Source organism: Streptomyces sp. VTCC 41912 (assembly GCF_045799175.1).
GTDB lineage: Bacteria > Actinomycetota > Actinomycetes > Streptomycetales > Streptomycetaceae > Streptomyces > Streptomyces albulus_C.
Genome location: NZ_JBJMAB010000050.1, coordinates 16,572 through 32,903 on the forward strand (window position 1 = coordinate 16,572; position 16,332 = coordinate 32,903).

The 16,332-nt window shown below is 76.7% G+C and carries 1 protein-coding gene; it reads left to right on the forward strand.

Annotation, left to right across the window (positions count from 1 at the left end):
• Positions 1-3 precede the first annotated feature (3 nt).
• The gene (locus tag ACJ6WD_RS37285; RefSeq protein ID WP_407617469.1) at positions 4-16,287 is read left to right on the forward strand and encodes a type I polyketide synthase; all 16,284 of its coding nucleotides are present in this window, start codon (positions 4-6) and stop codon (positions 16,285-16,287) included.
• Positions 16,288-16,332 lie beyond the last annotated feature (45 nt).

Here is a 16,332-nt window from a genome sequence, read left to right on the forward strand (position 1 = left end):
ACGATGAACGCGCCCGACACCCCAGACAACAACGTAGTCACCGCCCTGCGTGCCGCGGTCAAGGAGACCGACCGGCTCCGGCGGCAGAACCGGATGCTGGTCGCGGCGGCCACGGAACCGATCGCCGTGGTCGGCATGGCCTGCCGCTTCCCCGGCGCCGTCAACTCCCCCGAAGCGCTCTGGGAGACGGTCGCCGCCGGCACCGACGTGATCTCCGGCTTCCCCGAGGACCGCGGCTGGGACCTGGCGGCGCTGCGCAACAGCGGCACCGACGCCCGCGACACCGAGGTCAGCCAGCGCGGCGGGTTCCTGGACTGCATCGCCGACTTCGACCCCGGGTTCTTCGGGATCTCCCCGCGCGAGGCGGTCACCATGGACCCCCAGCAGCGGCTGCTGCTGACCACCGCCTGGGAAGCCGTCGAGCGGGCCGGCGTCGACGCCACCACCCTGCGCGCCACCCGCACCGGCGCGTTCATCGGCACCAACGGACAGGACTACGCCTACCTGCTCGTCCGCTCCCTGGACGACGCCACCGGCGACGTCGGCACCGGCATCGCCGCCAGCGCCGCCTCCGGACGCCTCTCCTACACCCTCGGCCTCGAAGGCCCCGCCCTGACCGTCGACACCGCCTGCTCGTCGTCGCTGGTCGCCCTGCACCTCGCCGTGCAGGCGCTGCGCGGCGGCGAGTGCACCATGGCCCTGGCCGGCGGCGTCAACGTGATGGCCACCCCGGGCTCGCTCGTCGAGTTCAGCCGCCAGGGCGGACTGGCCAGGGACGGCCGCTGCAAGGCGTTCGCCGACGCCGCCGACGGCACCGGCTGGTCCGAGGGCGCCGGCGTGCTGCTGCTGGAACGCCTCTCCGACGCGCAGCGCAACGGCCACCCGGTGCTCGCCGTGGTCCGCGGCTCCGCCGTCAACCAGGACGGCGCCTCCAACGGCTTCACCGCGCCCAACGGCCCCTCGCAGCAACGGGTCATCCGCCAGGCCCTCGGCAACGCCGGCCTCGCCCCGGCCGACGTCGACGCCGTCGAGGCGCACGGCACCGGCACCCCGCTCGGCGACCCCATCGAGGCGCAGAGCATCCTGGCCACCTACGGCCAGGACCGCACGCACCCCCTGCTGCTCGGCTCGATCAAGTCGAACCTGGGCCACACCCAGGCCGCGTCCGGCATCGCCGGCGTGATCAAAATGATCATGGCGATGCGGCACGGCGTCCTCCCGGAGACCCTGCACGTCGACCGGCCCTCCACACACGTCGACTGGAGCGCCGGCAACGTCGAACTCCTCACCGACGCCCGCCCCTGGCCCGCCACCGGCCGTCCCCGCCGCACCGGCGTCTCCTCCTTCGGCGTCAGCGGCACCAACGCCCACGTCGTCCTCGAACAGGCCCCCGACGCCGCCACCCCGGCCGCCCCCGACGCCCCCGCCCGCACCGCACGGTCCCTGCCCTGGCTGCTCTCCGCCCGCACCGGCCCCGCCCTGCGCGACCAGGTCACCGCACTCCTCGACCACCTCGACGCCGACCGCGCGCCCACCGCGCTGGACACCGCGTTCTCCCTCGCCACCACCCGCGCCGCCCTGGAGCACCGGCTCGCCGTCGTCACCGGCCCGGACGGCGCGGCCGGCCGCGCCGCCCTCACCGCCTGGCTGGCGCACGAAACGGCCGCCGACAGCCATGAGGGACACGTCGCCGGACGCACCCGCCGGGCCGTCCTCTTCTCCGGCCAGGGAGCCCAACGCCTCGGCATGGGATGTGAGTTGGCCGCGCGCTTCCCGGTGTTCGCCCAGGCCCTCGACGCCACCGTGGACCTCCTCGACGCCGAACTCGGCGGCGACCTGCGCGGCATCATCTGGGGCACCGACGCCGCCGCCCTGAACGAGACCGGCTCCGCCCAGCCGGCGCTGTTCGCCGTCGAGGTCGCGCTGTACCGCCTCGTCGAATCCTGGGGCGTCACCCCGGACTTCGTCGCCGGCCACTCGATCGGCGAGATCGCCGCCGCGCACGTCGCCGGGGTGCTGTCCCTTCAGGACGCCTGCCGTCTGGTCGCCGCCCGCGCCGCGCTCATGCAGCAACTGCCGCCCGGGGGCGCCATGGTGGCCGTCGAGGCCACCGAGGACGAGGTGACGCCGCTGCTCACCGGCGGCGTCGCGCTCGCCGCGGTCAACGGCCCGACCGCGCTGGTCCTCTCCGGCGACGAGGCCGCCACCCTCGCCGTCGCCGCCCGCCTGGCCGAAGCGGGCCGCCGCACCACCCGGCTCCGCGTCAGCCACGCCTTCCACTCGCCGCTGATGGACCCGATGCTGGCCGCGTTCCGCACCGTCGCCGAGGGCCTGACCTACCACGAGCCGAAGATCCCGGTGGTCTCCCACCTCACCGGCACGCTCGCCGACGCCGGCCGACTCGCATCGGCCGACTACTGGGTCCGGCACGTCCGCGAGGCCGTCCGGTTCGCCGACGGCGTCCGCGCCCTCACCGCCGCCGGCGTCGGCCTCTTCCTCGAACTCGGCCCGGACGGCACGCTCGCCGCACTCGCCCAGCAGTCCGCCCCGGACGCCGTCACCGTGCCCCTGCTGCGCAAGGACCGCGACGAGGAGCGGTCCGCGGTCACCGCCCTGGCCCGGCTCCACACCGCCGGCGCCCCGGTGGACTGGACGGCGTTCTACGCCGGCACCGGCGCCCGCCGCACCGACCTGCCCACCTACGCCTTCCAGTACGAGCGCTACTGGCCCAAGACCACCTACCGGCCGGCCGACGCCACCGGCCTCGGACTGACCGCCGCCGACCACCCGCTGCTCGGCGCCGCCATGTCCGTCGCCGGATCCGACGAACTCCTCCTGACCGGCACCCTGTCGCTCGCCACCCACCCCTGGCTCGCCGACCACGCCGTCGGCGGCATGGTCCTCTTCCCCGGCACCGGCTTCCTCGAACTGGCCGTCCGCGCCGCCGACCAGGTCGGTTGCGACCGCGTCGAGGAACTCATGCTCGCCGCCCCGCTGGTCCTGCCCGCCACCGGCTCCGTCCAGATGCAGATCGCGGTCGGCCCCGCCGACCCGGACGACGGCGGCCGCGACCTGCGGTTCTTCACCCGGCCCGGGGACGACCAGGACGCCGCCTGGACCCAGCACGCCACCGGCCGGATCACCGAGGGCGCCCACGTCCTGCCCTTCGACACCACCACCTGGCCGCCCCGCGACGCACAGGCCGTCGACATCGACGGCCTCTACGACCGCTACCGCGCCAACGGACTCGCCTACGGGCCCGTCTTCCGCGGCCTGCGCGCCGTATGGCGCCGGGACACCGAGATCTACGCCGAGGTGGCACTGCCGGACGTCGTCACCGACGCCGACGCGTTCGGCCTGCACCCCGCCCTCTTCGACGCCGTCCTGCACGGCACCCTCTTCGCCTCCGCCGACGGCGACGACCGCAGCCTGCTGCCGTTCGCCTGGAACGGCGCCTCCCTGCACGCCTCCGGCGCGGCCTGCCTGCGCGTGCGGATCACCGCCTGCGGCACCGACGCCGTGGAGATCACCGCCGTCGACCCCCAGGGCCGCCCGGTCGTCTCCGTCGAATCCCTCACCCTGCGCGCCGCCGGCCCCGACACCGGCACCGAGAACCGCTGTGACGTCAACTCGCTCTTCCGCATGGACTGGACGCCCCGCACCGTCCACGCCCCCGCCGCCCCCGCCACCTGGGCCGTCCTCGGCGCCGACCCGTTCGGCCTGACCGCGGCCCTCACCGCCGCCGGCCCCGACACCGTCGCGGACCTCCGCGCGCCCGTCACCACCCTCACCGCGCTCACCACCGGCGCCGACCGGCCGGTGCCCGATGTCGTCGCGGTGGCGTTGCGCGGCGCCACCGACCGCGGACCGGGAGCCGCCCACGACCTGGCCCGCACGGTCCTGGCCCTGCTCCAGGAATGGCTCGCCGAGGACCGGTTCGCCAGGTCCCGGCTGCTGCTCGTCACCCGCGGTGCCGTCGCGGACGGCGAGACCGGCCCGGACGACCTGGCCGCCGCCCCGCTCTGGGGCCTGGTGCGCGCCGCCCAGTCCGAGAACCCCGGCCGCCTGCTGCTCGTCGACCTCGACGACGCCCCCGAGTCCGCCGCCCGACTCCCGCTCCTGCCGGCCCTCTTCGACACCGACGAACCCCAGGCCGTGGTGCGCGCCGGCACGGTCCGCGTCGGCCGGCTGGCCCGCCTGGAGTCCGGCCGCGGCCTCGTCCCGCCGCCCGGCACGCCATGGCGCCTGGGCAGCCGCGCCAAGGGCAGCCTCGACGGCCTCGCGCTGCAAGCCCACCCGGAGGCCCGGCGCCCCCTCACCGGCCACGAGGTCCGCGTCGGCATCCGGGCCGCGGGCCTGAACTTCCGGGACGTGCTCAACGCGCTCGGCATGTACCCGGGTGACGCCGGGCTGTTCGGTTCGGAGGCGGCCGGCGTGGTCGTCGAGGTCGGGCCGGACGTCACGACCCTCGCGCCCGGCGACCGCGTCACGGGCATGCTCTTCGGCGGCTTCGGGCCGCTCGGCATCACCGACGCACGCCTGCTCACCCCCGTCCCCGCCGGCTGGTCCTGGGAGACCGCCGCCTCCGTGCCGTTGGTGTTCCTGACCGCGTATTACGCGCTGACGGAGTTGGGCGGGTTGCGGGCGGGGGAGAAGGTGCTGGTGCATGCCGGTGCCGGTGGCGTCGGTATGGCCGCGGTGCAGATCGCCCGCCATTTCGGGGCCGAGGTGTTCGCGACGGCGAGTGAGGGCAAGTGGGCGGTGTTGCGGGAGCTCGGCGTGGCCGAGGACCACCTCGCGTCGTCCCGGACCCTCGACTTCGCGACCGCCTTCGCCGGGGTCGCCGGGGACGGCGGCCTCGACATCGTGCTGAACGCGCTGTCCGGTGAGTTCGTCGACGCCTCGATGGGGCTGCTCGGCCCCGGCGGCCGGTTCCTGGAGATGGGCAAGACCGACATCCGCGAGGCCGACACGATCCCGGACGGCCTCTCCTACCAGTCCTTCGACCTCGGCACGGTCGACCCCGCCCGCATCCAGGAGATGCTGCGCGACCTCGTCGACCTCTTCGACCGCCGAGCCCTCACCCCGCTGCCGGTGCGCAGTTGGGACGTGCGGCGCGCCGGCGCGGCGTTCCGCCACATGAGCCTGGCCCAGCACATCGGCAAGATCGTGCTCACCGTGCCCCGCCCGCCCGACCCCGACGGCACCGTCCTGATCACCGGCGGCACCGGCGGCCTGGCCGGCCTGCTCGCCCGCCACCTCGTCACCGAGCACGGCGCCCGCCACCTGCTGCTCGCCGGCCGCCGCGGGCCCGACGCACCCGGCGCCGCCGCACTCCACGCCGAACTCACCGCGCTCGGCGCCGACGTCACCCTCGCCGCCTGCGACGTCGCCGACCGCCCCGCCCTCGCCGCGCTGCTGGCCACCGTCCCCGACGCGCACCCGCTCACCGCCGTCGTGCACACCGCCGGCGTCCTCGACGACGGCATCCTCACCTCCCTCACGCCCGACCGCCTCAGCTCCGTCCTCCGGCCCAAGGTCGACGCCGCCTGGCACCTGCACGACCTCACCCGCGACCACGACCTGACCGCGTTCGTGCTGTACTCCTCCACCGCCGGCGTCATGGGCGGCCCGGGCCAGGCCAACTACGCCGCCGGCAACGCCTTCCTCGACGCGCTCGCCGCCCACCGCCGCGCGCACGGCCTGCCCGCCACCTCGCTCGCCTGGGGCGCCTGGGAGCAGGACGCCGGCATGACCGGCCGCCTGAGCGACCAGGACCTGCAACGGGTCAGCGACGCCGGCGGCCAGCCGCTGCTCTCCGCGGCCCGCGGCCTCGCCCTGTACGACGCCGCCACCGCCGCCGACGAACCGCTGATCGTCCCCCTCGGCCCGACCGGCGGCACACCGCCCGCCGCGGCCGCCGTCCCCGCGGTGCTGCGCGGCCTGGTCCGCACCGCCGGCCGCCGCGCCCGGGCCGGCTCCGCCGGCGTGCTCCGTGCCGGCCTGGCCGAACGCCTGGCCACCCTCCCGGAGGACGCACGCAGCCCCTTCCTCGTGGAGCTGGTGCGCGCCGAAGCCGCCACCGTCCTCGGCCATGGCTCCGCCGACGCGGTCGACGCCCGCCGGGAGTTCCGGCAACTCGGCTTCGACTCGCTGACCGCCATCGAACTGCGCAACCGCCTCGGCAAGGCCACCGGCCTCACCCTGCCCGCCACGCTGATCTTCGACTACCCGACCCCCGAACGGCTCGTCGACCACCTCCACGACGCACTCCTCGGCGCGGACGCCCCGACGCCCGTCACCGCCACCGCACCCGCCGTCGCGACGGACCGCGACCCGATCGTCATCGTCGGCATGAGCTGCCGCTTCCCCGGTGGCGTCGGCTCGCCGGAAGACCTGTGGGACCTGGTGGCCACCGGCACCGACGCGATCACCGGCTTCCCCGCCGACCGCGAGTGGGACCGCCACCCGCCGCTCGGCGGGGCCCTGGGCGCACTGGCCGGCCAGGGCGGCTTCCTCCGCGACGTCGCCGACTTCGACGCCGCGTTCTTCGGCATCTCGCCGCGCGAGGCCCTCGCCATGGACCCGCAACAACGCATCCTCCTGGAGGTCGCCTGGGAGGCCGCCGAACGCGCCGGCATCGACCCGCAGACCCTGCGCGGCAGCCACACCGGCGTCTTCATGGGCGTCAGCGGCCAGGACTACGCCGGCCTCGTCATGCGCTCCCGCGACGACATCGCCGGCCACGCCACCACCGGCCTCGCCGTCAGCGTCGTCTCCGGCCGCCTCGCCTACGCCCTCGGCCTGGAGGGACCGGCGCTCTCCGTGGACACCGCCTGCTCCTCCTCCCTGGTGTCCCTGCACCTGGCCGCCCAGGCGCTGCGCGCCGGCGAGTGCACCATGGCGCTGGCCGGCGGCGTCACCGTGATGACCACGGCGGCCAACTTCACCGGCTTCTCCCGGATGGGCGGCCTCGCCCAGGACGGCCGCTGCAAGGCGTTCTCCGACTCCGCCGACGGCACCGGCTGGTCCGAAGGCGCCGCGGTGCTCGTCCTGGAACGCCTCTCCGACGCCCGGCGCGCCGGCCACCGCGTCCTCGCCGTGGTCCGCGGCTCGGCCGTCAACCAGGACGGTGCCTCCAACGGCCTGACCGCGCCCAACGGCCCGGCCCAACAGCGGGTGATCCGCCAGGCCCTCGCCAACGCCGGCCTGTCCCCGTCCGACGTGGACGCCGTCGAGGCGCACGGCACCGGCACCCCGCTCGGCGACCCCATCGAGGCCCAGGCACTGATCGCCGCCTACGGCACCGGACGCGACCCCGAACTGCCCCTGCTCCTCGGGTCGGTGAAGTCCAACATCGGCCACACCCAGTCCGCCGCCGGCGCGGCCGGCCTGGTCAAGATGGTCATGGCCATGCGGCACGGCACCCTGCCGCGGACCCTGCACGTCACCGAACCGTCCTCGCACGTGGACTGGTCGGACGGCACGGTGCGGCTGCTCACCGAAGCGACCCCGTGGCCGCGGACCGACCGGCCCCGCCGGGCCGGGGTCTCCTCGTTCGGCATCAGCGGCACCAACGCCCACGTCGTCCTGGAACAGCCACCGGCCGAGCCCGCTCCGGAGGACCGTGCCGCGCCGCCCGTGGTGGCCTGGCCCGTCTCCGCGCGGACCCCCGCCGCCCTCGCCGCCCAGGTGGACCGGCTGCGCGCCGCCGCCACCACCCTCGCGCCCCTGGACGCCGCGCACAGTCTGGCCGGCGGCCGCACCCTCTTCGAGCACCGCGCCGTCCTGCTCGCCCCCGGCGACGGAGCGACGAGCGACGGCGCCGAACTGACCGAGGTCGCCCGGGGCACCGCGACCCCGCACCGCACCGCGTTGTTGTTCTCGGGCCAGGGGGCCCAGCGGCTGGGGATGGGGCGGGAACTGCACGCCGCGTTCCCGGCGTTCGCGGCGGCCTTCGACGAGGTCGTCGCGTTGTTGGACGCGGAGTTGGCCGCCGGTCCGGGCACGGGCGGGTCACTGCGCGCGGTGATGTGGGGGGATGACGCCGGGTTGTTGGACCGGACGCTCTTCACCCAGCCGGCGTTGTTCGCGGTGGAGGTGGCGCTGTTCGGGCTGGTGTCGTCCTGGGGGATCAGGCCGGAGTACGTCGCGGGGCATTCGGTGGGGGAGATCGCGGCCGCGCAGGCGGCCGGCGTGTTGTCGTTGGCGGATGCCTGTCGTCTGGTGGTGGCGCGGGCCCGGCTGATGGACGCGTTGCCGGCGGGCGGCGCGATGGTGGCGGTGGCGGCCGCCGAGCAGGACGTGCTGCCGCTGTTGGCCGAGGGCGTGGCGATCGCCGCGGTCAACGGGCCGGAGTCGGTGGTGCTCTCCGGGGCCCAGGCGGCCGTTGCGGGGGTGGTCGACCGACTGGTGGAGCGCGGTCACCGGGCCCGTCGCCTGTCGGTCAGCCATGCGTTCCACTCGCCGCTGATGGACCCGATGTCGGATGCCTTCCGGTCGGTGGTGGAGCGGCTCGCCTTCGCGGAGCCGCGGATTCCGGTGGTGTCCACCGTGACCGGTGCGGTGGCCGCGGCGGGGGAGTTGTCCCAGGCCGAGTACTGGGTGCGGCACGTCCGGGCAGGCGTGCGGTTCCACGACGGCGTGCGGACCCTCGTCGAACGGGGGGTGACCGCGTTCTTGGAGGTCGGCCCGGACGGGGTGCTGTCCGCGTTGGCCGCGGCCGCGTCGCCTGCCGCGGACGCCGTGGTGGTGCCCGCCCTGCGCAAGGACCGGGACGAGCCGACCGCCCTGCTCACCGGCCTGGCCCGGCTGCACGTGGCCGGCGTCGACGTCGACTGGGGCGCCGCGCTGGCCGGCACCGGGGCGCACGGCACCGACCTGCCGACCTACCCGTTCCAGCGCGAGCGGTTCTGGCCGGAGCTGGCCGCCGAGCACGGCACCGCCGACGCCGCGGACGCGCAGTTCTGGGCCGCGGTGGAACGCGCGGACGTGCACGAGCTGGCCGCCCGCCTGGCCGTCGACGACGCTCAACTCGGCGCCGTCCTGCCCGCGCTGTCCGCCTGGCGCACCCGGCACCGCGCCGACGCCGCCGCCAACGCCCTGCGCTACCGGGAGAGTTGGGAGCCGCTGTCCCTCGACACCACCCGGCACCCCGGCAGCGCCCTGGTGCTGGTGCCCGCCGCCCTCGCCGACGACCCGTGGAGCACCGCGGTCGTCGCCGCCCTCGGCCCGGACACCCACCGGGTGGACGTGCCGACCGACGGCACCGACCGGGCCGCGCTCGGCGCCCTCCTCACCGCGGCGGCGCACGACACCGCCCCGACCGCGGTGGTCTCCCTCCTCGCGCTCGACGAGACCGCCGGCGACGACGCGCTGCCGGCCGGCACGACCGCCACCGCCGCCCTGGTGCAGGCCGTCGCCGACACCGCCTGCCCGGCCCCGCTGTGGGTCGTCACCCGCGGTGCCGTCGCCGCCCTCCCGGACGACCGGCCGACCGCCCCCGCCCAGGCCGCCGTCTGGGGCCTCGGCCGGGTCGCGGCCCTCGAACTCCCGCGGCACTGGGGCGGGTTGCTCGACCTGCCCGCGGAACTCGACGAGCGCACCGCACAGCGCCTGCCCGCCGTCTTCGCCGGTGCCGGCGACGAGGACCAGATCGCGCTGCGCGCCACCGGCGCCCACGGCCGCCGCCTCACCCCGGCACCCGCCCCCGAGGACGCCCCCGACACCGCCTGGCAGCCGACCGGCACCGTCCTGATCACCGGCGGCACCGGGGCGCTCGGCCGGCACGTGGCCCGCTGGCTCGCCGCCCGCGGCGCCGACCACCTGCTGCTGCTCGGCCGCCGCGGCCCCGACGCGCCCGGCGCCGCCGAGCTGACCGCCGAACTCACCGCCCTCGGCGCCCGCATCACCCTCGTGGCCTGCGACGCCGCCGACCGGCAACAACTGACCCGGGTCCTCGCCGACGTCCCGCGGGACTGCCCGCTGACCGCCGTCGTGCACACCGCCGGCGTGCTCGACGACGGCGCGCTGACCGGCCTCACCCCGGACCGGCTCGCCCCGGTCTTCCGCGCCAAGGTCGCCTCCGCCATCCTCCTCGACGAGCTGACCCGCGACGCCGACCTGGCGGTCTTCGCCCTGTTCTCGTCCGTCGCCGGTGCGGTCGGCAACCCCGGCCAGGCCGGCTACGCCGCCGCCAACGCGGTCCTCGACGCACTCGCCGAACGCCGCCGCGCCCAGGGCCTGCCCGCCACCTCGCTCGCCTGGGGCGCCTGGGCCGGCGACGGCATGGCCGCCCGGCACGCCCGCCCCGGCGCCGACCCGGTCGGCCTGCTCGAACCGGACGTCGCCGTCCCTGCCCTGGCCCGTGCCGTGACCGAACCGCAGCCCACCCTCGTCCTCGCCGACCTCCAACAACCCCGCCTGCTGGAATCCCTGCTGGCCCTGCGCCCCAGCCCGCTCCTGAGCCGACTGCCGGCGGCCCGCACCGCGGCCCGCGCGGTCCAGGAGGCGCACCGCCGACACGCCGGCGCCGCCGCCGACCTGCGCGACCAACTGGCCGGCACGGCCGCCGCCGACCGCCCGGCCACCCTCCTGCGCGTCGTCCGCACCACGGCCGCCGCGGTCCTCGGGCACACCGGCACCGACGCCATCCGGGCCGACAAGCCCTTCCGCGACCTCGGCTTCGACTCGCTGACCGCGGTGGAGCTGAGCCGCACCCTGGCGGCGACCACCGGTCTGGCCCTGCCGCCCAGCCTCGTCTTCGACCACCCCACACCGCGGGCGCTCACCGACCACCTGCTGACCGAACTCACCGGCGCCCGGCCCGAAGCCGCCGCCACGGCACCGCCCGCACCCGTCATGGCGCCGGACGACGACCCGATCGTCGTCGTCGGCATGGCGTGCCGCTTCCCCGGCGGCGTCACCTCGCCCGAGGACCTCTGGCAGCTCCTCACCGAGGGCCGCGACGGCATCGACGCGTTCCCCACCGACCGCGGCTGGGACCTCGACCTGCTCGCCGGCGACGGCCACGGCCACAGCGCCACCCGGGTGGGCGGATTCCTCCACGACGCCGCGGACTTCGACGCCGGCTTCTTCGACATCTCCCCGCGCGAGGCCCTCGCGATGGACCCCCAACAGCGGCTCCTGCTGGAAACCGCCTGGGAAGCCGTCGAACGCACCGGCACCGACCCGGCCCGGCTGCGGGGCACCCGCACCGGCGTCTTCGTCGGCACCAACGGCCAGGACTACGCCGGGCTCGTGCTGCGCGCCCAGGAGGACGTCGAGGGACACGCCGGCACCGGACTGGCGGCCAGCGTCCTCTCCGGCCGGCTCGCCTACGCCTTCGGCTTCGAGGGCCCCGCGGTCACCGTCGACACCGCCTGTTCCTCGTCGCTGGTCGCCCTGCACTGGGCCGTCCAGTCGCTGCGCGCCGGCGAGTGCACCCTGGCCCTGGCCGGCGGCGTCACCGTCATGACGACCGCCACCAGCTTCGCCGGCTTCACCCGCCAGGGCGGTCTGGCACCCGACGGCCACTGCAAGGCGTTCTCCGACACGGCCGACGGCACCGGCTGGTCCGAGGGCGTCGGCGTCCTCGTCGTCGAACGCCGCTCGGACGCGGTCCGCAACGGTCACGAGATCCTGGCGGTGGTGCGCGGCTCGGCCGTCAATCAGGACGGCGCGTCGAACGGCCTGACGGCGCCCAACGGTCCGTCCCAGCAGCGGGTGATCCGCCAGGCCCTGGCCGGCGCCGGCCTGTCCCCGGCCGACGTGGACGCCGTCGAGGCGCACGGCACCGGCACCACCCTGGGCGATCCCATCGAGGCCCAGGCGCTCCTGGCCACCTACGGTCAGGACCGCGACCCGGACCGCCCGCTGCTCCTGGGGTCGGTGAAGTCCAACCTCGGCCACACCCAGGCCGCCGCCGGCGCCGCCGGCCTGATGAAGATGGTGCTGGCCCTCCGACACGGCACGCTGCCGCGCACCCTGCACGTCACCGAGCCCTCCACCCGGGTCGACTGGTCGGCGGGCGCGGTGCGGCTGCTCACCGAGCGCACCGCCTGGCCGCACGCCGATCGTCCGCGCCGGGCCGGGGTCTCCTCGTTCGGCATCAGCGGCACCAACGCCCACGTCATCCTGGAGCAGCCGCCGGCCGAGCCCGCCCCCGCGGCCCCCGCCGACCACCCCACCCGGACGCCCGCCGTCCTCCCGTGGGTCGTCTCGGCCCGCTCGGCCACCGCGCTCGACGCGCAGCTCGCGCGGCTGCGGGCGTTCGCCGCCGGGCACCCGGGCCTGCCGCCCGCCGACGTCGCCCACTCGCTCGTCACCAGCCGCGCCACCTTCGACCACCGGGCGGTCCTGCTGGCCGCGCCCGACGGCGTCGCCGAGGTCGCCCGCGCCGAGGCCCGGGAACGCGGCACCGCGTTCCTCTTCTCGGGGCAGGGCGCTCAGCGGCCGGGGATGGGGCGGGAACTGCACGCCGCCTTCCCGGTGTTCGCGGCGGCCTTCGACGAGGTCGTGGCGCTGCTGGACGCGGAGCTGGGCGCCGCTGACGGTGCGGACGTGTCCCTGCGGGAGGTGATGTGGGGCGAGGCGTCGGAGCTGTTGGACCGCACGCGCTTCACGCAGCCGGCGCTGTTCGCGGTGGAGGTGGCGCTGTTCAGGCTGGTGGCCTCGTGGGGGATCGGGCCGGAGTACGTGGCCGGGCATTCGATCGGCGAGATCGCGGCGGCCCATGCGGCCGGGGTGTTCTCGTTGCCGGACGCGTGCCGGTTGGTGGTGGCGCGGGCCCGCTTGATGGAGGCGTTGCCCGCGGGCGGCGTGATGGTCGCGGTGGCGGCGGCCGAGGCGGAGGTGGCGTCGCTGCTCGTCGAGGGCACCGCGATCGCCGCGGTCAACGGGCCGCTGTCGGTGGTGGTCTCCGGGGCGGAGGCGGCCGTGGCGCGGGTCGTGGACCAGTTGGTGGAGCGGGGGCGGCGGACCCGTCGGCTGACGGTCAGCCATGCCTTCCACTCGCCGCTGATGGATCCGATGCTGGACGCCTTCCGGACCGTCGCCGAGGGCCTGGAGTACCACCCGCCGCGCCTGCCCGTGGTGTCCAACGTGACGGGCGAGGTGGCCGCGGCGGAGGTGCTGTGCGCGGCCGACTACTGGGTCGGGCACGTCCGGGCGACCGTGCGGTTCGCCGACGGCGTCCGGACCCTGGCCGGGCGCGGCGCCACCGCGTTCCTGGAGATCGGCCCCGACGGCGTGCTGTCCGCCCTGGCCGCGGCCTGCCTGCCCGACACGGACGCCGCAGTGGTGCCCGTCCTGCGCAAGGGCCGCCCCGAGGAGCACACCGCCCTCACCGCCGCCGCCCGACTCCACGTGGCCGGCGTGGACCTCGACTGGACCGCGGTCCTGGCCGGCACCGGCGGGCGGCGGATCACCCTGCCCACCTACGCCTTCCAACGCGAGCGGTACTGGCCCTCGCCCGCCGCACGGGCGCCCGGCGACGCCGGCGGGCTCGGCCTGGAAGCCGGGCGGCACCCGCTGCTCGGGGCCGCGACCACGGTCGCCGGATCCGCGGAGGTCCTGCTCGCCGGCCGGGTGTCGACCACCGACCAGCCGTGGCTCGCGGCCTACGAGGAGGACGGCCGCACCGTCCTGCCGGCCGCGGTCCTCGCCGAACTCGCCGTCCACGCCGGAGACCGGGCCGACTGCCCGACGGTGGCGGAACTGACCGTCGCCGCACCGCTCGTCCTCACCGGCGCGGCGGCCCAGCACATCCAGGTCCGGGTGGCCGCCCCCGACGACACCGGCCGGCGCGCACTGTCCGTGCACGCCCGACCCGACGACGCCCCCGACACCCCCTGGACGCTGCACGCCACCGCGGTCCTCACCCCCGACACCCCGCAGCCCCCGACGCCGGACACCGTCTGGCCACCGGAGCACGCCGTGCCGCTCGACGCCCCGCCCGCCACCACCGGCCCGGCCGCGCTCACGGCGGCCTGGCAGCGGGGCGACGCACTCTGCGTCGAGATCGAGCTGCCCGAACCCGGCCCGGCGGAGCGGACGTTCGCGCTGCACCCGGCGCTCCTGGACACCGCGGTCCGCGCCGGCGGCATGCTGGACGGCGACCCCACCCGGGACGCCCTCGGCTGGCGGGGCCTCGCCCTGCACGCCGCGTCCGCCACCGCCCTGCGGGTCCGCCTCACCCCCAACGGCGCGGACACCTGGACCTTGGAGGCCACCGACCCGCAGGGCGCACCGGTCCTCTCCGTCACCGGGCTCACCCTGGGCACGCCCACCGTCGAGCAGTCGGAGGCCGGGACGGCCGAGGGCGGCGCGACCCTGCTCGACGTGGGCTGGGTGCCGGTGCCCCAGGCTGCGCACACCGGCGGCGAGCACCTCCCGTACGCCGTGCTCGGTGACGAACTCGCCGAGGTGGCAGCGGAGTTGTGGACCGTCGGCGACGGGCCCGGGCGCTTCGCGTCCCTGGCCGCACTGTTGGACGGCGGTGCGCCGCCGCCCCCGCTCGTCCTCGCGCCGCTGCTCGGCACGCCGCCCGGGGACGGCGACCTGCCCGCCGCGGTGCGCACCACCACCACGGCGGTGCTGGAACTGCTCCAGCGCTGGACCGCCGACGCCCGCACCGCGGACGCGCGCCTGGTCATCGTCACCCGCGGCGCCGTGGCAGCCGGGGCGGAGGACGTGGCCGACCTGGCGGCGGCCCCGGTCTGGGGACTCGTCCGCTCGGCGCAGTCCGAACACCCGGGCAGCTTCCTGCTTCTCGACCTCGACCCCGCCGACCCCGCGGGAGCCCTCCGCGCCGCCGCACCGGACGCCCTGACGGCCCTCCTCGACGCCGGCGAGACGCAGGTCGCGGTGCGCGGCGGTGCACTGACCGTCGCCCGACTGACCCGGGCCGTCGACGGGCCGGACGCCCCCGCCCCGCACCCGGTGCGGGCCTGGGACCGCGACGGCACCGTCCTGCTCACCGGCGGCACCGGCGGACTGGCCGGTGTCCTGGCCCGCCACCTGGTCACCGGACACGGCGTCAAGCACCTCCTGCTCGCCGGTCGCCGCGGCCCGGACGCACCCGGCGCGACCGCACTGCGCGACGAACTGGCCGGGCTCGGCGCCGAGGTCACCGTCGCCGCCTGCGACGCATCCGACCGCACGGCCCTGGACGCGCTCCTCGCCCAGCTGCCGCCGGAGCACCCGCTGACCGCCGTCGTGCACACCGCCGGCGTGCTGGACGACGCCACCGTGGGCGCGCTGACACCCCAACGGCTGGACCGCGTGCTGCGCGCGAAGGCCGACGCCGCCTGGCACCTGCACCAAGCCACCCGCGGCCTCGACCTGGCCGGCTTCGTCCTGTACTCCTCGGTCGCGGGCATCACCGGCGGCCCCGGCCAGGGCAACTACGCCGCCGCCAACGCCTTCCTCGACGCGCTCGCCGCCCACCGCGCCGCCCGGGGCCTGCCCGGCCTCTCGCTGGCGTGGGGGCCGTGGGGACCGGACGCCGGCATGACCAGCACCCTCGGCGCCGCCGACCTGGCCCGCCTGGAACGCTCCGGAATGCCGCCGCTCACCCCCGCCCAGGGCCTCGCCCTCTTCGACGCCGCCGGCGCCCGGGGCGCCGGGCTCACCGTGGCGACCCGCCTCGCCCAGGGCCCCGCCGCACCGGGCGACGGCCAGGTCCCCGCGCTGCTGCGGGCCCTGGTGCGCGGCCGGCGCCGCACGGCGGCCGCGGCCGGGCACGGCGGGGGACCGGCCCGACGGCTGGCCGCCCTGGACCCCGCCCAGCGGGAGCGGGCACTGCTCGACCTGGTCCGCACCGAGACGGCCGCGGTGCTCGGGCACGCCGGGCCGGACGCCGTTCCGGCCGAACGGGACTTCCACCGGATGGGCTTCGACTCGCTGATGGCGGTCGAACTGCGGACCCGGCTGGCCGCGGCCACCGGGACCCGGCTGCCGGCCGCGCTCGTCTTCGACCACCCCACGCCGCTCGCGGTCGCCCGGCACCTCCACTCGACGCTGCCCGGCGCCGCCACCGCCACCGCCGACCCGGAGCGGTCCCCGCTGGCCGAACTCGACCGGATCACCGCCGAGTTGACGCCGGACGCCGTGGACGACGCCACCCGCCGGGGCGTCGTCGGCCGGCTGCGGCACCTGCTGGCCCAATGGGACGGCACCCGGCAGGACGACGGCGGGCCGACCGTCGACGACCGCATCGAAGCGGCGAGCGCCGACGAGGTCCTCGCCTTCATCGACCACGAACTCGGCCGGCAGGCGGACTCCTGACCCGCTCGACCCCCGTCGCACGCGCGCACCACATCTGAGGAAGGT

Excerpts from the sequence above, each read along its gene's own strand:
- ACJ6WD_RS37285 (WP_407617469.1), top strand. The coding sequence starts at position 4 with ATGAACGCGCCCGACACCCCAGACAACAACGTAGTCACCGCCCTGCGT.